The organism is Jannaschia sp. GRR-S6-38 (genome assembly GCF_029853695.1).
Classification (GTDB): domain Bacteria; phylum Pseudomonadota; class Alphaproteobacteria; order Rhodobacterales; family Rhodobacteraceae; genus Jannaschia; species Jannaschia ovalis.
The window spans coordinates 3239513-3256201 of the sequence record NZ_CP122537.1 but is presented as its reverse complement, the minus strand read 5'-3'; the positions used below and the strand labels follow the sequence as shown (position 1 = coordinate 3256201).

Genomic DNA, 16689 nt, shown 5'->3' with positions numbered 1-16689 from the left:
CCAGTAAGTGAACGCCGTTGAGATCGAAGAAGCGATATCCGCGCTGGCCGAGCAGCCGTTCGAGCCGGACGAGTTCCCGTTCGCCTTCCTTGAGGCCTTCGGCAACAAGGCGACGACCGTCAAACGGCTGCGGTCCGGTGCGTCCAACAGGTCAGACTGCGGCGGCGTTCTGCAAACCAATAACATCCACATCAAGGCGTGCGACGAGGGCGAGGTCGAGGCTTGCCTGGCACAGCTACGCAGCAGCCCCGCGACGACGCGCGCCAAAGCCAAATTCATCCTCGCGACCGATGGCAGGGACTTTCAGGCCGAAGACGTGAACACCGGCGAGGTCGTCGTCTGCGACTTCGCGGACTTCCCCGAGCACTTCGGGTTTTTCCTGCCGCTGGCAGGTATCACGACCGTCAAGCAGGTCCGCGAGAGCGCCTTTGACATCAAGGCCACAGGTCGCCTGAACCGGCTCTATGTCGAGCTGCTCAAGGACAACCCCGAGTGGGGGACGTCAGAACGCCGTCACGACATGAACCACTTCATGGCGCGGCTGATCTTCTGCTTCTTCGCCGAGGACACCGACATCTTCCCGAAGGACGACGAATTCACATCGACGATCGAGCGGATGAGCGAGAAGGACAGCTCGAACACGCACGAGATCATCAGCGAGCTTTTCCGCGCCATGAACACGAAGATCGAGGACCGTGCGGCGGCAGGCATCCCTCGTTGGGCCAGCTCCTTCCCTTACGTTAACGGCGGGCTGTTCTCGAAGAGCGTCGACGTCCCGCGGTTCAGCCGCATCGCCCGCTCCTACCTGCTGCACATCGGCAATCTCGACTGGAAGAAGATCAATCCCGACATCTTCGGCTCGATGATCCAGGCCGTTGCCGACGACGAGGAGCGTGGCGCGCTCGGCATGCACTATACGTCCGTACCAAACATCCTTAAGGTACTGAACCCACTCTTCCTCGATGACCTGCGCGAGAAGCTGGAGGAGACGGGAGACAACGCGCGCAAGCTTTTGAACTTGCGCAGCCGCATGGCCAAGATCAGGGTTTTTGACCCCGCCTGCGGCTCAGGCAATTTCCTGGTCATCGCCTATAAGGAAATGCGCGCCATCGAGGCCGAGATTAACAAGCGGCGCGGCGAGGCCGATCGCCGCTCTGAAATCCCTCTGACGAATTTCCGGGGAATCGAGCTTCGCGACTTTCCCGCCGAGATTGCGCGGCTGGCGCTGATCATCGCCGAGTATCAGTGTGATGTGACCTATCGCGGCCAACGGGAAGCGCTCCGTGACTTCCTGCCGCTTGACGCGATGAACTGGATCACCTGCGGCAACGCGCTGCGTATTGATTGGAGCAGCATCTGCCCTCCCACGAGAACGGGCGTGAAGATGCACGGCGACGATCTTTTTAGCACGCCGCTCGACCAAGCCGAGATCGACTTCGAGAACGAAGGAGGTGAGACATATATCTGCGGGAATCCACCATATCTTGGAAGCAAATGGCAATCTCCCGAGCAGAAGGACGATCTTAGGCTCGTTTTTGGTGCGAACACGAACAATTGGAAGTCCCTTGACTATGTCTCTGGCTGGTTCTGGAAAGCTGCGGATTACGGGACCAAAACAAAATCCGCTTCGGCTTTTGTTGCAACAAATTCAATTTGTCAGGGGCTGCAAGTGCCCATGCTGTGGCCCCACATTTTCGCCACGGGCCACGAAATTCAGTTCGCCCATACGTCCTTCAAGTGGTCAAATCTAGCGAGCAAGAATGCCGGCGTCATTGTGTCGATTGTCTCCATCTCCAATGACGTGGGAAGATTCAGGAGGCTATATTCTACCGCTGATGACGGAGCTATCGAAGAAAGACAGGTTGAAAGCATTAACTCGTATCTTGTTGCGGGCACGAACACCATTGTTCAGCAAAGCCGATCCCCTCTGACCGAAGTCTCCCCGATGCTGTTCGGAAATATGCCCAGAGATGACGGAAACTTTGTCCTCTCCTCCGAAGAAAGAAGGAGTGCTCTCGAACGCTATCCCGAACTAGATCGGTTCATCCGGCCCTACCTTGGCTCCGAACAGATGATCCAGGGAAAGCCAAGATGGTGTATTTGGATTGCTGAATCGGACCGTGAGTTTGCGGAATGTCACCCTTTCCTGCGAGAAGTCCTGGCGAACGTTCGAGCCTTCCGCCTTAAGAGCGCAGCAAGTTCTACGCGTGATTTTGCCAAACGGCCCCATCGTTTCGTTCAGATCGCCGGGACCGCAAAGAAATATTCTATTGCTGTCTCGAAAGTTTCCTCCGAGAGGAGGTCCTATCTTCCGGTAGATGTGCTCCATGGACGCTCAATTGTGAGTGATCTGCTATTCGCGATCTACGATGCGCCCCTTTGGAACTTCGCGCTGGTTGCCTCCAAGCTTCACACGGTCTGGATCGCTACGGCTTGCGGCAAGCTCAAGACGGACTATCGCTACTCCAATACACTCGGTTGGAACACCTTTCCTCTCCCTCGACTTACTGAAAAGAACAAGGCTGACCTTACCCGAAGCGCCGAGGAACTTCTTCTGGCGCGCGAAGCGCACTTCCCTGCCACTATTGCCGATCTTTACGACCCGGAGAAGATGCCGGATGACTTGCGTGCCGCGCATGATCGTAACGATGAAGTGCTGGAGCGCATCTATATCGGTCGCCTCTTCAAGAACGACACCGAACGGCTGGAAAAGCTGTTTGATCTGTACAAAAAGATGACCACGAGAGGGGCGGCAGCATGAGCCAGTTTGAGCCGATCCCCTATACCGATCTCAATTCGCGGCAGAAGGAAAACTACAACTTCCACAAGGTTGCGGCGAGGATGGCTGACTACGGCTTCAATTGCCTGCGGCTGACAGATGATTGGCAGGGCGCGGACTTTATCGCCTGTCACATTGACGGCGAGACCTTCTTAAGGGTGCAGCTCAAGGGGCGCTTGGTGATTGACCGCAAGTACCGTGGGAAGGGCATCCACATAGCCTTCATTCTCGGCGATGCCGTGTATGTCTACGATCATGATAAGCTTGTCGGCCATCTGGAGACCAATAACCTCATTGGAGATGCCAGCGTGACCTGGCATGAAAACGGGCTGCGAAGCTGGCCATCCCCGCCTTCCTGGGCGATCAATTTCTTGGAAGAGTATATGATTTAGCGATGACCAAAGGTGTTCCCTCTGTTTCTGTTACCTATGCTCGCAACGGCAGTTCGACGAAGTCGAACGAGCTGGGCATGCGTCCGATGCAGGAGCGCGCCTATGAGAAGCGGGGCGAGCAGTATCTCCTGATCAAGTCCCCGCCCGCATCGGGCAAGAGCCGCGCGTTGATGTTTGTCGCGCTCGACAAGCTGGCGAACCAGGGCTTGAAGCAGGCTATCATCGTCGTGCCCGAGAAATCTATCGGGTCGAGCTTTCACGATGAGCCTCTAAGCAAGTTCGGCTTTTGGGCCGACTGGACGGTCGAGCCCAATTGGAACCTGTGCAATGCGCCGGGCAGCGAGGGCGGCAAAGTCAACGCCGTCAAGACCTTCCTGGATAGCGACGACAAGGTTCTGGTCTGCACCCATGCGACCTTCCGGTTCGCGGTGGACAAGTTCGGGGTGGAGGCGTTCGACGACCGCCTCATCGCGGTGGACGAGTTCCACCATGTCTCTGCCAACCCTGATAACAAGCTTGGCGCGCACCTCGCCGCGTTGATCACCCGCAACAAGGTGCACGTCGTGGCGATGACCGGATCGTATTTCCGCGGTGATGCCGAGCCGGTCCTGATGCCGCATGACGAAGCCAGGTTCGAGACGGTCACCTACACCTACTACGAGCAGCTCAATGGCTACAAATACCTGAAACAGCTCGATATCGGCTACTTCTTCTACTCGGGACCGTACGCGGACGACATCCTCAAGGTCCTCGATCCCGTCGAGAAGACGATCATCCACATTCCGAGCGTCAATTCGCGGGAGAGCACGAGGGACAAGCACCGCGAGGTCGAGCATATCATCGACGAACTGGGCGACTGGCAGGGCTCCGATCCCGCGACTGGCTTCCAGTTGGTGAAGATAGCGGACGGGCGCGTGCTCCGGATAGCCGATCTGGTCGATGACGATCCGTCAAAGCGGGACAGGGTGTCGGCGGCGCTCAAGGACCCCGCCCAGAAAGATAACCGCGACCATGTCGACATCATCATCGCGCTCGGCATGGCGAAGGAGGGCTTTGACTGGGTGTGGTGCGAGCACGCGCTGACGGTCGGCTATCGCGCCAGCCTGACCGAGATCGTGCAGATCATCGGGCGGGCCACGCGGGACGCGCCCGGCAAGACCCTCGCGCGTTTCACCAACCTGATCGCAGAACCGGACGCCTCCGAGGAGGCCGTGACCGAGGCGGTCAACGATACGCTCAAGGCGATTGCCGCCAGCCTGCTTATGGAGCAGGTGTTAGCGCCGCGCTTCAATTTCTCACCCAAGAAGCCGGACAGCGGGCCGGTCGAGGGCTTCGACTACGGCGTGGGCGGTTACGATCCCGACCAATGCAATATCGGCTTCAACGAAGACAGCGGCCAGTTCCAGATCGAGATCAAGGGACTCGCCGAGCCGAAGAGCAAGGAAGCCGAACGAGATCTGTCAGGAGGACCTGAACGAGGTCATCGCCGCCTTCGTGCAGAACAAGCCGACTATCGAGCGCGGGCTCTTCGACGAGGAACTCGTACCCGAGGAGCTGACCCAGGTCCGCATGGGTAAGATCATCAAGGACAAGTACCCCGAACTCGACGACGAAGATCAGGAGACAGTGCGCCAACACGCCATCGCCGCGCTGAACCTGACGCAGAAAGCGAAGGAACACGCCCTGCAAATCGCCGAGGAAGAGAAGAGCGCGAATACCGCCCTGATCGACGGTGTACGCAAGTTTGCGATGGACGTCCGCGAGCTTGATATCGACCTGATCGACCGCATCAATCCGTTCAGCGAGGCCTACGCCATCCTCGCCAAGACGATGAGCGAAGAAAGCCTCAAGCAGGTGGCAGCCGTCATCGCCGCGAAGAAGGTGCAACTGACCCCGGAAGAGGCGCGCGACCTTGCCAAGCGCGCATTGAAGTTCAAGGAGGAGCGCGGGCGCCTGCCGTCGATCACCTCGCCGGATGCCTGGGAAAGGCGGATGGCCGAGGGCGTTGCCTTTCTCGCCCGCATAAAGGCGGAGGCGGCAAATGGCTAAACAGTTCACCGACGAAGACGACGCACTGCTTGCCGAGCTCGGGGTCGAGGTCACGGCAAAGAAGGCCGCCGCGCGCACGCCGCGCGAAGAGCGCATCATAGCAGGTTTCGAGGAGATTCAGCGGTTTGTCGACGAGCACGGGCACGCCCCGAAACACGGCGAGGACAAGGACATCTTCGAACGCCTCTATGCCGTGCGGCTTGATCGTCTACGCGCGCTCGAAGAGTGCCGCACGCTGCTTGAGCCGCTTGATCATCAGGGCCTGATCGCTGGCAGCGAGTTGGCTGCTCCGGCGGCTGACGAAGACATGGATGACGATGCTCTGCTCGCGGAGCTGGGCGTCGAGGCAGACAAGCCCGACATCGCCGAACTTCGTCACGTCCGTTCCAGTGCCGAGAAGAAAGCGTCGGAAGAGATCGCCAGCCGCAAGCGCTGCGAAGACTTCGACCGGTTCAAGCCGCTCTTCGAACAGGTCCAGAAAGAGCTCGATAACGGCATGCGCGAGACGCGGCGCTTCGAGCGAAAGTCGGAAATCCAGTCTGGCCGCTTCTACATTCTTGGGGGGCAGAAGGCCTATGTCGCCGACATGGAAGAGCCTTTTGCCAACGAACACGGCAACATCGATGCGCGCCTGCGGGTGATCTTCGACAACGGCACCGAAAGCAACATGCTCATGCGCTCGCTGCAAAAGGCGCTCCAGCAGGACGAGACAGGCCGTAGGATCATCGAGCCCAGTGCCGGGCCGTTATTTTCGGATGAGAGGATCGACGGCGACGAGGCGAGCGGTACTATCTACGTCCTTCGAAGCAAGTCCGATCTTCCGGCGGTCAGGGACAACCGCCAAGTGCTGCACAAGATCGGTGTGACGAGTGGCAAGGTCGAGCGGCGCATCGCTAACGCGAGGCTCGACGCGACGTTCCTGCTGGCCGATGTCGAGATCGTTGCGACCTACGAACTTTTCAACATCAATCGGACCAAACTTGAGAACCTGATCCATCGCATCTTTGATCCGGCGCGGCTCGATATCGAGATCAAGGACCGCTTCGGCAATCCCGTTGTGCCGCGTGAATGGTTCCTGGTGCCGCGATCTGTGATTGATGATGCCGTCGAGCGGATCAAGGACGGGACTATTGCCACATATCGCTATAATCTTGGGTCGGCGGCACTGGAGCCGGTGGTGAAAGCATGAAGTTGTCCTCGTTTTTTCATGGAAGTCACGGCAGCGACACAACCCTGTCAGAGATCAAGCGCGTCAATAATTGGGCTCAATCCGAGGCATTTCTCGGGGCGTATGCATATGCTACCCAGTCAGGTGCAGCAGCCTTTGATCTTGAGCTTGGGGCAGAGTTTTGGGGTATCACTCCGAGTAAATGGATTTTCGGCATCGACTATGGCAGAACACAGCCAGCGGCCCTGCGATTTATCGCTGAACAAAATAGCGCCGCGGTTCGCATTCATGATGGCGAATGGCTGCTGCATCAGCCAGGATTTATTCCCAGGCGCGACTTCCACGCAAAGGCTGCGTTTTTAAATAATGATTCGACAGATCGATATGGCGTTGTTGCTGGGTCGGGAAATTTTTCCGCGAGCGGGCTTCGGAAAAATGTAGAGGCAGGCGTTGCACTTCAAGCTTCATCTCCTTTGGAGCGAGAAAGAACAATGCTTCGCTCCTATCACTTTGCGCAGGAATTGTGGGACGCGGCGACGCCTCTTGAGGATCTCATTGAAGAGTATGAGGAGAAATGGGACGCCCTATTCTCTCTGGATGCCAATGCACCAGACGATGATGAAGTCGAGCTCGCCGACTTCGACGGGATTTTCTGGATTGAAGCCGGTTATGTCACGAGGAATAGAGGAGATTTCCGGCCCGGAAACCAAATTGATCTCCCAAGGGGGATGAGCAAATACTTTGGGTTTGATGTGCCGCCAAATCTCCCACGCAACTCTGTCATTGGAGAAATTTCATTCCGCCCGCCAACGGGTGATAGCGTATCCAGAAACTTGCGACTCGGGAATAATCTGATGGAGAAGATTACTCTTCCAATTCCGGAAACGCACGGTTTTGACTTGTATGATGGGAAAGTAATTGTTTTCTGGCGATCTGGCGACGGATTTGAAATGCGCGCACTGGAAGCCGACGACTTCGAGAAGGCGTTTGCTGATCGGTTGGCCGGGGTACGTTCTATGGCAAGCGGGCGTCGGTACGGCCATATCGTCTGATAGGACGGTCCCCGGCGATTGATCAGACCGACGGAGCCGAGTGGGCTCGAATCTGCTGGTCGCTGCACAGTCACCAACGACCGCTTCCGCCAAACTGTCCGCTGCGGTCTTGTTGGTGCGCCCATTCCACCGGAAACGGCTCCAGCTTCTGCGCGAGCGTCACCTCCGGCCCCTGCTTCCCGTCCAGGATCGCTTCGATGATGTCGGGCGCGAGCAGCGTTAGCCGCAGGACGCGGGTCATGTAGGAGGGTGCGATCCCCTCGCGCTTGGCGAGTCCAGCGATGGTGGCAAACTCGCCCGACTCCAGCATCCGCTTCCAGCGGAAGGCGCGCGCCAGCGCCTTGATCAGCGTGTTGTCGGTCCGTCGCGGTTGCGTGGCGCCTTCCGGCATCTGCATCTCCTTCCGCCCGCCACGCTTCGCGATCCTGAATGGGACGTGGAGCGTGACCGTCTCCGGGGTCGGAGCCCCGCGGGTCATGCGGCCGCCTCTATGCCGCCGGCCAGCATCTCTCGCGCGAGGCCGCTCAGGCCATCCACGCGCAGCCGGACGTTCAGCCCGACCGTGCCAATGTCCACGCGCTCGATCAGCAGCGCCACGATGCGGGCCTGCTCAGCGGGAAACAGTTCATCCCACAGTGGGTCGAGCTGCTGCAGGGCCGCGCGGGCGTCGGATTCGGTGATGTCGTCGGCGTGGGCGCGCGCAGCCTTCCACGTGCCCGCGACGATCTCCGGCTGGCGAAACACGGCGCGAAGCTGATCGATGACGGCCGCCTCGATCTCCCCCGCAGGCACGCGGCCGACCGGGCAAGATCCGGCGCCATGCTTCAGCACCGTCTGGCTGACGTAGTAGCGGTAGAGCCGGTCGCCCTTGCGGGTATGCGTCGGCGAGAAAGCCGTGCCATCGAGGCCGAACAGCAGCCCCTTCAGCAGCGCGGGCGTCTCTGCGCGGGTGCGGGCAGCGCGTTTCCGCGGGCTTTCCTGGAGGATGACGTGGACGCGGTCCCACGTCTCGCGGTCGATGATCGCGTCGTGCTCGCCAGGGTAGCTCTCGCCCTTGTGGACCGCCTCGCCGACATAGGCGCGGTTGTTCAGCATCCGGTAGAGGTACTTCTTGTCGATCCGGTTGCCGCGCGGCGTGCGGATGCCCCGCTTCGCCAATTCCCGCGCCAGTTCCGTGCCCGAGCCAATCTCGAGGAAGCGGGCGAAGATCCAGCGCACATGCGCGGCGCTTTCGTCGTCGATGACCAGCTTCCGGTTCTCGACGCGGTAGCCGTAGGGCGGCACCCCTCCCATCCACATGCCTTTCTTGCGGCTGGCGGCGACCTTGTCGCGGATGCGCTCGGCCGTCACCTCCCGCTCGAACTGGGCGAAGGACAGCAGGATGTTCAGCGTCAGCCGGCCCATCGACGTCGTGGTATTGAAGCTCTGCGTCACCGAGACGAAGGTCACGCCGTTGCGGTCGAACACTTCGACCAGCTTGGCAAAATCCGCCAGCGAGCGGCTGAGGCGGTCGATCTTGTAGACCACCACCACGTCGACCAGCCCGTCCTCGATGTCCTCCAGCAGCCGCTGCAGGCCCGGCCGCTCCAGCGTGCCGCCGGAGATGCCCCCGTCGTCATACTGATCGCGGACGAGCACCCAGCCTTCGGAGCGCTGGCTGGCGATGTAGGACTCACAGGCCTCGCGCTGGGCCTGGAGGCTGTTGAATTCCTGGTCCAGCCCTTCCTCGGATGACTTGCGCGTGTATACCGCACAGCGACGCTTAGGGAATACCTTGGGGACAGTCTGGTCGCTCACCGCGGCCTCCTCCGGTGGTTCCGGAGTCCGAAGAACACCCAGCCGTTCCAGCGCGTGCCGGTGATCGCGCGCGCGATGGCCGACAGCGACTTGTAGGGCCGCCCCTGCCATTCGAAGCCGTCGGCGGTGACGGTCACGACATGCTCAACGCCCTGCCACTCCCGGATCAGCCGCGTACCGATGATCGGGCGGCCCTGATCGGCGCGAACGCGGCTCTTCTTGCGGTCGCCGCCGTCCAGTTCCTCCCCCAGCCGCTCAAGCCGCCGGATCGTCTCGGGCTTCAGCCCGCCATAGGCCAGTTCCTGGATGCGGTAGGCCAGCCGGCTCTCCAGGTAGCGGCGGTTGAACGGCGGCGGCTCGCTGTCGAACAGGTCGCGCCACTGCGCCTTCAGCTCCAGCGTCGTCGCAGTCTTCAGCGCGGCCAGGCGCGCGGGAATGGCATCATGGGTCGTCATGCAAGTCTCCCGTGAGTTGGAGTTGCATGACCGCTCCGGTCGGCCGGAGAGTGTAGCGGAACGTCTCCGCCCAACGCCTCTTCACCCGCTTCTGTGCGCATCCGGAGACGGATCAGGCCGAGGGCGAGGAGCCGGCAGAGTTCGGCCCGGCGTTCGAGCGGGGTCAGGTAATGGGGCGCCAACGGATTCATGCTCCATCCCGCCCAGACTGCATCTGCCCTTCGAATGCTTCGACGGTCGCAAGCTTATATCGAATAGATCCGCCGATATTGATCCACGCAGGTCCATATCCTTCGGCGCGCCAACGCTGCAGGGTGCGCTGTGACACTGCCCAGCGCTCGGCGAGGTCCCGTTCGCGCAGCATCATCGCGCGCCTGGTTTCGCCATTGCTGTTCCGGTCGCTGCTCGACACTGTTTTCGCCCCTCTGGCTGCGAATGGTGGCGGATTGATGCCAGAGGCGGAGCTTCCCGTACGCGGAGTGGAAACGGCCCTCCCCGATTAGGGGAGAAGTTCTATATTTCAGCTACTTGCAGCCAGCCTGTTCGCATTCCAATTAGTCTCCATTTGGCTTCCAGTCGTCCGGGATCGCTTTGGCGCCGATACGGAGATATTTCCGCACCGTTTCATCCGAGATGGACAGACCCAGATTTGCAGCCATGTCCGTGATCTCACGCGGGATGGGGCTCCTCGCGGCCGTTGGATCATAGCCGTAGTATTCGATAGCCATTGCGGTGAACAATTTGGCTATAGAATCAACCTCGCGGCGATCGGATGAGGGCTTATTCGCTTCTCGCGCGGTCACCGCCTTGTCTCGCCCGTGATACCTCCGCAGGTGATCCACGAAATCTCCGTGAACCTCGATCTCAAAATGGTCGACCCAATCAAGGAACTTGGCTGGCTTGACGCGCCAACCGTGATCGGCGGGATCAAACCGTCTTCGCAGTTGCTCGTAGCGTTGGACCAAGAAATTCAGGACCCCGCAATCCTTGAACTTCTTGTCTCTGCGTAGCTCCTTCAGCCGGCGTTCCGAGAACCCGTCGGGCTCGATCCCGATAGAGAGGCAGGTTGTTTCGGCCATGGTGTAATCCGGCATCCTGCTCCAGTATTCGAAGTTCGCCAGGTGATCCGGATGGCCAAATCCAGCCGCAAACCATTCCGGTTCCGCCGATCGCAGGGCGTCGCGTCGAGATGAGGCGAAACCGGACCACTCCGACTTTAGGCGATCGATCCGGTCGGGGGGGTCTCCTCGCGGGATCCTTGCCATAGGACCCGGGTCGACCCTCAGGCGATGCTGCTTCGGAGAAGGGGGGCGCGTGTTCCGAGGGCCAAGGATCATGGCAATCTCCTCATTGCTGTAATCCTGCAGCTTCGCCTTAAACTCGTCGATTGTCTTTTGCCGCTGGGTGTTGAATTCTAGGAATGGCGCCGGATCGAAGGGGCCCACAGTCTTGGAAACCTTCGGAGTCTTCCAGGCGAACCAGCGTCCCAAGCCTCCTTCCAGAAGTTTCTGCCGGTCAGCATCCAAGGCGTCTCGATCGGCTTTCATTCATTCCTCCTGGCGTTGGCGAATGAGCATAGTCTGGCGAATCCGGCGAAGACGATCCAGCGAGCGGAGGATGTTCAACGTCCCAGTCGTCGTTGCGTGTCGGTAAATTTCGAAATATGTCATTCTTACAATAGCTTATGCTGCGTCGTACTGTGGAGGCGTCACGGGTTTGGCCAAGCGAGCTGCTTCGTGGCCCGGTTCGGCGGAGGGTTTTCATGACCGTGGCGCCGATCGCGGACTGGAATGGCACACCACGGGGCGGGGACACATGCCAGGCGCAGTCCGAATGGCCGAAGCGCGTCCCCCGGCACCACACCCGGTGTCGAAAGTAGCGGCCGACCCCGGAACGCGGGTGATTGCGATCCCGGGGGCCTGAAGCGACGGGGCGGCTCCGACCGACACGGACAGCTGAAGGCAGAGGGGACCGGCTTCGGCACGAGAGGCCGGGGCTGGTCGTCCTTTGCCTTCGCTCTGAGGACTCTCCAACCGACACTGGGGACAACAAGGGAGGTACGCGCGCGCGAGGCGGTCGGGCGGCCGACCCGGAGAATGCGGCCGGGCATCGGATTATCGCCTCGTGGAGAAGTTCAAAGGCAACGGGCGCGGTGGGTGAACCTGATCGTCCAGACCCGTTGCAGGCTTTCAGTGTTCTTCCGCCTCATGCTGCCAATTGCACCGATGTCCGCCATGCGGAACAAAGTGTGAATTCGCTGCGGCTGCGCCAATGACCGCAAACCTAACCCGCCTTCGCTCGATACCTTTGGTCTCGCTCAGCGTTTTCACGCCGGAAGGTACAGCCTCTAAACTAAGTCGATAGCAGCCGCTTGGGCGATGCACGGTGGGTTCACGCTTTGACCGATCTTGCGGTCCGTTTTGAACTCAATGTGCCAGAGCTGCGCAGCCACCAATGTCGTCCGCTCACATGACATCAGGCAGCACCAACCCCAAAACTCCGCTTTGCCGCCAAAACCACGCCACAAATAAACTCCATAAAATTAACCGGGGAGAAAGCTGCGGACGCTATTTTGTTCCGACACACCAGAGGATGCAGATAGATGCCGGGATACATTTCGGAAGTAGATTATGACGGCGGTGCCGGATCGGATTTCGTCGAAATCGTGGTCCCTGCAGGTGTCGATACCTCTGCCTATACGCTTGTCGCCTATGACAAGGACGGGACGATAATCGAAACCTTTTCGCTGGGCAGCCCAACCCAAACAATTGCAGGCAACAACGTGTATCTGCTCGACAGTAACGATGCCAATTGGATTGATCTGCACAATGACGAAGCACTCGCGCTGGTTGATGATTCCGGTACTGTGCTGCAATTTATTTCGTTTAAGGCCCCAGTCACTGCCGTCGAAGGGCCTGCGTCTGGAACGACCTCGACGGCAATTGGCGAACATTCTGGCAGCAATCAATCCCTTGAGACCTCCGACGGTGGAAGCAGCTATTCAACCACAACAACATCCAGCCCCGGCACCATCCCCTGTTATGCACCCGGCACAATGATCGACACGCCGGACGGCCCACGCGCGGTGGAAACCCTGCGCCCCGGTGATTTCGTGCTAACGGCGGATCATGGCCCGCAGAAGATCCGATGGGTGCGCAGCGGCGATCACCCCCTTGAAGAAGCCGATGTCGACGGCAAGCCCGTGCTCATTCAATCTGGGGCCTTGGGTCCTAATCGGCCCGCCCAAGACCTGATCGTGTCGCCACAGCACCGCATCATCGTGGGCGCTGGTGGGCAGTTAATGGAGTATTTCGATACGATGGCCTTTACCCCGGCCAAAGCGCTTACCAGTTTACCCGGTATTCGGCACATTAAGGGCAAGACCAAGATCACCTATGTCCACTTTGCCTGCGACCGACACGAAGTCGTCACTGCCAACGGCTGCCAGTCGGAATCGCTGTTGCTGGGGCCGGAGGTTCTCAAAGGTTTGACGCCCGCAGAGCGCCGCACCGTGACCAGAATTTTTCAGACCAGCTGCAGAGCCGGTGATGCATTGAACGGCCCTGCGGCTCGCGTGTGTCTGGCGGTCGGCAAAGTAGGTCGTCAGCTTGCAGTCCGTGCGCCGTTGAAACAGGCCGCTGTGGCAAAAGAAATCCGCAAATGGGACAGGGGCGCCGCAATGGAACGATATGAGGCGGAGCGCCTACGTTTCTCGCAATCGATTTGCGCCGATGTTCTCACAAGCCATAAGCACTCAGCTTTGGGTAATTCCCCCTGAACCGGACTTTCGTCGCGGAGCAGAATTTCGGTAAAGTGGGCTCGGAGCTGCCATTCGCCGCTTAGTGGAATTCATAGTCTGAAAATTACGGTAGGGGCGCGGTCGCTTGCAGTAGCGGGTCCGCCGCCGTCAGTCATCGATTTCGGAATTGTCGCTCCCCGTCCGGGATTGTCGTGAAATGTCATGATTACAATTATTTACCGCCGGCGCTAGACTGACTGCGACCGGCCATCCACGGCTACGTAATTCGAGGCGGGGGTCGTGACCAAGGCAGTCGCAGCACATTACGGCGGACCGAACGGCGCCCGGTCCATCACCCAGGCTCCCGTGGCGGATCTCGTCCCCTACGCCCGCAACGCGCGCACGCATTCGGACGCGCAGGTGGCGCTGATCGCGGGCTCCATCCGCGAGTTCGGCTTCAACAACCCGGTGCTCGTCGACGGCCAGCGTGGCATCATCGCCGGCCACGGCCGCGTGCTGGCCGCGCGCAAGCTCGGGCTCAAGACGGTGCCGGTGATCGAACTGGCGCATCTGACGGAGGCGCAGAAGCGCGCCTACATTCTCGCCGACAACCGCCTCGCCCAGCAGGCCGGATGGGATCGCGCCCTGCTGGGGCTCGAATTGGGCGAGCTGGCTGATCTGGGCGTGGAGCTCGGCGATCTGGGCTTCGACGGCGCAGAGCTCGACGCGCTGCTCGGCAGCGGTGCGGCCCGCGAGGGCGAGGAGGCAACGCCCGAGCCCCCTGCCCGGCCGGTGAGCCGTTCCGGTGATCTCTGGCAGCTTGGGCCCCACCGGTTGCTCTGCGGCAACGCCACGGACCCGGCGGCCGTCGCGCGACTTCTGGACGGCGTCCGCCCGCACCTGATGGTCACCGACCCGCCCTATGGCGTGAACTACGACCCGGCCTGGCGCAACAATGTCGGTGCGGCGAAGACGAAGCGCACGGGCAAGGTCGCCAATGACGACCGGGCCGACTGGCGCGAGGCCTGGGCCCTGTTCCCCGGCGAAGTCGCGTATGTCTGGCACGGCGCGCTGCACGCCTCCACGGTGGCCGAAAGCCTCGCAGCCTCCGGCTTCGACATCCGCTCGCAGATCATCTGGGCCAAGGACCGGCATGTCCCTGAGCCGCGGGCACTACCACTGGCAGCACGAGCCGGCCTGGTATGCGGTACGCGGCACGGGCCACTGGTCAGGGGACCGGTCGCAGTCGACGCTCTGGCAGATCCCGAACCGCGACGAGGACGCCGCGACGGTGCATGGCACGCAGAAGCCCGTCGAGTGTATGCGCCGACCGATGCTGAACAACGCGAGCGCGGGTCAGGCCGTCTACGAGCCCTTCTCCGGATCGGGCACCTCGATCATCGCGGCCGAGACCACGGGGCGCATCTGCCATGCAATGGAGCTGGACCCGGTCTATGTCGACGTGGCCGTGGCGCGTTGGCGGGATTTCACGGGCCGGCAGGCCACGAACGCGCAGGATGGACAAACCTTCGATGCCGTCGCCCGCGCACGCGAAGAGGCCGCTGCATGAACCCGCCGCGTGCCCTTTGGCGCATCGAAACCGCAACAAGGCTCGTGGCTAATGGTAGTTGGAACGTCGTCGTGCAGGTGCTCGTCTTCCCGATGGCGTGTTTTGACATTCGGGCGCAGCAGGCGCTCGTCGGCAGCCTCGCCTTTGCGGTCGCTTCGACCCGAGGCAGTCCTCTCGTTCGGCGCCTGGTTCCGGGATCGCCAGACTGATGGCGCGGCGTGGACCGAAGCCCCGACCACGCGCGTCTGCGGAACTCAAGGAAGGCGGCCTGCCGCGCTGCCCGGCCCATCTCGATGATGTCGCCCGCAAGGAATGGCGCCGGCTGGCCAGCACCCTCTTCGACGCGGGCATCCTGACCGTCGCCGATCGGGCCGCCTTCGCCGCCTACTGCCAGTCCTATAGCAAGTGGGCCGAGGCCGAGCGTCAGCTGCGCGCGGGTCCGAAGTTGATCAAGACGCCCTCCGGCTATGTCCAGCAATCGCCCTGGATCGGCATCGCCAACAAGCAGCTCGAACTCATGGGCCGGTACATGTCCGAACTCGGGATCACGCCGACCTCACGGGCGCGCCTTCCGGATCGGGCCGGCGCCGGAGACGAGACGACGGTGTTCAGGATCCTGTTCGAAGGCGCCGACGGAAGAACACGCGATGCGAAGGGCAACCTCGTCGAGGGCCACGAGAACGCCGTGACGATCGATCCGCGCCTTTGACCGGGCTCGGGCGCTACACTTCGCGTCCCGTTCGAGCGACGTACAGACCTGCGCAACGAACGTCAGGCAGGTGTGTACATGGCCGCTTCCTCATCTCCGCCCCCTGCCCCGGCCCTGCGGCTCGTCGCCTACGAGCGGGTCTCGACGGCGCGGCAAGGACGGTCCGGGCTGGGAATGGAGGCGCAGAGGAAAGCGATCGACGCCTTCGCCGCCTCTCGCGATGCAACATTATTGGACCGCTTCACCGAGATCGAGAGCGGCCGACGGAATGACCGACCGGAGCTGGAGAAGGCGCTCGCCCTCGCCCGGCTGACCGGCGCCACGCTGGTCATTGCCAAACTCGACCGGCTCAGCCGCGATGCCGCCTTCCTGTTAACGCTGCAGTCAAGCGGCGTCCGCTTCCTCGCCTGCGACATGCCTGGGGCCAACGACCTGACCGTCGGCATCATGGCCCTCGTCGCGCAACAGGAGCGCGAGGCGATCTCACGGCGCACCAGGGAGGCGCTCGCGGCGGCAAAGGCACGCGGGGTGAAGCTGGGTAATCCAAACGGGGCGGCAGCTCTCAGGCGCGCCGGTCATGGGGGCGCACCACTCCGCGCTGCCGTCGCCGCCAATGCAGATGCCTTCGCGCAGGAGATCGCGCCGGTCATCGATGCGATCTGGGCGGATGGCCAGAGCACCCTGCGGGCAATGGCAGCCGAACTGAATGCCCGCGGGATCCGGACGCGGCGCGGTAAGCGGTGGCATGTGTCAAACGTAAGGAATCTGCTTAACCGGCTAAGGGAGGCTCACGGCGGATGGCCGAACGCTGGTGCAACCAAGCGCGCGGAAAGAGTCCCTGACTTCTAGGCTTGCCACCGATCGCTCGGTTCGGCGGTCGAAAGCTCGGAGAGGAGCGATGTCCAGTAGCGCCTGGCATTCCGTTGGTGTCGCTCGGTTCGAGCATCAGCATCACGATGATCAGTCCCTAGTCTTTCGC

The 16689-nt window shown here is 61.0% G+C and carries 14 protein-coding genes and 1 pseudogene; 10 read left to right on the top strand and 5 right to left on the bottom strand.

Annotation, left to right across the window (positions count from 1 at the left end; genetic code table 11):
- Positions 1-7: 7 nt before the first annotated feature.
- From P8627_RS16685 to P8627_RS16660, 6 genes are read left to right on the top strand one after another with little or no spacing between them, the layout of a single operon-like run.
- On the top strand, positions 8-2761 hold the full coding sequence (locus tag P8627_RS16685; RefSeq protein WP_279965377.1) for a class I SAM-dependent DNA methyltransferase: 2754 nt from the start codon (positions 8-10) through the stop codon (positions 2759-2761).
- The gene (locus P8627_RS16680) at positions 2758-3171 is read left to right on the top strand and encodes a hypothetical protein (RefSeq protein ID WP_279965376.1); all 414 of its coding nucleotides are present in this window, start codon (positions 2758-2760) and stop codon (positions 3169-3171) included. The genes P8627_RS16685 and P8627_RS16680 overlap by 4 nt, the downstream gene beginning before the upstream one ends.
- Positions 3172-3173: 2 nt before the next feature.
- The gene (locus P8627_RS16675; protein ID WP_279965375.1) at positions 3174-4748 is read left to right on the top strand and encodes a DEAD/DEAH box helicase; all 1575 of its coding nucleotides are present in this window, start codon (positions 3174-3176) and stop codon (positions 4746-4748) included.
- Positions 4741-5220: a pseudomurein-binding repeat-containing protein gene (locus P8627_RS17100; RefSeq protein ID WP_279965374.1), complete on the top strand. Its 480-nt coding sequence runs from the start codon at positions 4741-4743 to the stop codon at positions 5218-5220. The genes P8627_RS16675 and P8627_RS17100 overlap by 8 nt, the downstream gene beginning before the upstream one ends.
- A complete protein-coding gene (locus P8627_RS16665; RefSeq protein ID WP_279965373.1) occupies positions 5213-6409 on the top strand; it encodes a GIY-YIG nuclease family protein in 1197 nt (398 codons plus the stop codon). The genes P8627_RS17100 and P8627_RS16665 overlap by 8 nt, the downstream gene beginning before the upstream one ends.
- Positions 6406-7440 carry a phospholipase D-like domain-containing protein gene (locus P8627_RS16660; protein WP_279965372.1) on the top strand — a complete coding sequence of 345 codons (1035 nt, stop codon included), beginning with the start codon at positions 6406-6408 and terminating at the stop codon, positions 7438-7440. Before P8627_RS16665 ends, P8627_RS16660 begins: the two co-directional genes overlap by 4 nt.
- A gap of 70 nt (positions 7441-7510) precedes the next feature.
- Here P8627_RS16660 and P8627_RS16655 read toward each other — a convergent pair whose 3' ends face one another.
- The 5 genes from P8627_RS16655 to P8627_RS16640 all read right to left on the bottom strand — a co-directional run bounded on the left by P8627_RS16655 (position 7511) and on the right by P8627_RS16640 (position 11239).
- Positions 7511-7831: a hypothetical protein gene (locus P8627_RS16655; protein ID WP_456237543.1), complete on the bottom strand. Its 321-nt coding sequence runs from the start codon at positions 7829-7831 to the stop codon at positions 7511-7513.
- Positions 7832-7914: 83 nt separating this feature from the next.
- A complete protein-coding gene (locus P8627_RS16650; protein WP_279965370.1) occupies positions 7915-9237 on the bottom strand; it encodes a recombinase family protein in 1323 nt (440 codons plus the stop codon).
- The gene (locus P8627_RS16645; RefSeq protein ID WP_279965369.1) at positions 9234-9692 is read right to left on the bottom strand and encodes a DUF2924 domain-containing protein; all 459 of its coding nucleotides are present in this window, start codon (positions 9690-9692) and stop codon (positions 9234-9236) included. The genes P8627_RS16650 and P8627_RS16645 overlap by 4 nt, the downstream gene beginning before the upstream one ends.
- A gap of 187 nt (positions 9693-9879) precedes the next feature.
- On the bottom strand, positions 9880-10056 hold the full coding sequence (locus P8627_RS17045; RefSeq protein WP_347882304.1) for a helix-turn-helix domain-containing protein: 177 nt from the start codon (positions 10054-10056) through the stop codon (positions 9880-9882).
- Between the two features lie 190 nt (positions 10057-10246).
- Positions 10247-11239, bottom strand: a complete 993-nt coding sequence (locus tag P8627_RS16640; RefSeq protein WP_279965368.1) for a hypothetical protein — start codon at positions 11237-11239, stop codon at positions 10247-10249.
- Between the two features lie 1055 nt (positions 11240-12294).
- Between P8627_RS16640 and P8627_RS16635 the strand changes: the two genes are divergently transcribed.
- The 4 genes and pseudogenes from P8627_RS16635 (at position 12295) to P8627_RS16620 (ending at position 16559) form a co-directional block, all read left to right on the top strand.
- Entirely contained in the window at positions 12295-13470 is a 1176-nt protein-coding gene (locus P8627_RS16635; RefSeq protein WP_279965367.1) for a Hint domain-containing protein, read from the top strand.
- A gap of 312 nt (positions 13471-13782) precedes the next feature.
- Positions 13783-15001: pseudogene (locus P8627_RS16630) on the top strand (site-specific DNA-methyltransferase).
- A 208-nt stretch (positions 15002-15209) separates the two neighbouring features.
- Positions 15210-15710: a phage terminase small subunit P27 family gene (locus P8627_RS16625; protein WP_279965366.1), complete on the top strand. Its 501-nt coding sequence runs from the start codon at positions 15210-15212 to the stop codon at positions 15708-15710.
- A gap of 78 nt (positions 15711-15788) precedes the next feature.
- Positions 15789-16559, top strand: coding sequence for a recombinase family protein (locus P8627_RS16620; protein ID WP_279965365.1), 771 nt, complete (start codon positions 15789-15791; stop codon positions 16557-16559).
- The last annotated feature ends 130 nt before the right edge of the window (positions 16560-16689 follow it).

What these genes read in the sequence shown, in the direction of transcription:
- P8627_RS16660 (WP_279965372.1), top strand. Translation starts at nt 6,406, where the DNA reads ATGAAGTTGTCCTCGTTTTTTCATGGAAGTCACGGCAGCGACACAACC.
- P8627_RS16625 (WP_279965366.1), top strand. Translation starts at nt 15,210, where the DNA reads ATGGCGCGGCGTGGACCGAAGCCCCGACCACGCGCGTCTGCGGAACTC.
- P8627_RS16640 (WP_279965368.1), bottom strand. Translation starts at nt 11,239, where the DNA reads ATGAAAGCCGATCGAGACGCCTTGGATGCTGACCGGCAGAAACTTCTG.
- P8627_RS16665 (WP_279965373.1), top strand. Translation starts at nt 5,213, where the DNA reads ATGGCTAAACAGTTCACCGACGAAGACGACGCACTGCTTGCCGAGCTC.
- P8627_RS17045 (WP_347882304.1), bottom strand. Translation starts at nt 10,056, where the DNA reads ATGCTGCGCGAACGGGACCTCGCCGAGCGCTGGGCAGTGTCACAGCGC.
- P8627_RS16655 (WP_456237543.1), bottom strand. Translation starts at nt 7,831, where the DNA reads ATGCCGGAAGGCGCCACGCAACCGCGACGGACCGACAACACGCTGATC.
- P8627_RS16620 (WP_279965365.1), top strand. Translation starts at nt 15,789, where the DNA reads ATGGCCGCTTCCTCATCTCCGCCCCCTGCCCCGGCCCTGCGGCTCGTC.
- P8627_RS16675 (WP_279965375.1), top strand. Translation starts at nt 3,174, where the DNA reads ATGACCAAAGGTGTTCCCTCTGTTTCTGTTACCTATGCTCGCAACGGC.
- P8627_RS17100 (WP_279965374.1), top strand. Translation starts at nt 4,741, where the DNA reads ATGGGTAAGATCATCAAGGACAAGTACCCCGAACTCGACGACGAAGAT.
- P8627_RS16680 (WP_279965376.1), top strand. Translation starts at nt 2,758, where the DNA reads ATGAGCCAGTTTGAGCCGATCCCCTATACCGATCTCAATTCGCGGCAG.
- P8627_RS16645 (WP_279965369.1), bottom strand. Translation starts at nt 9,692, where the DNA reads ATGACGACCCATGATGCCATTCCCGCGCGCCTGGCCGCGCTGAAGACT.
- P8627_RS16635 (WP_279965367.1), top strand. Translation starts at nt 12,295, where the DNA reads ATGCCGGGATACATTTCGGAAGTAGATTATGACGGCGGTGCCGGATCG.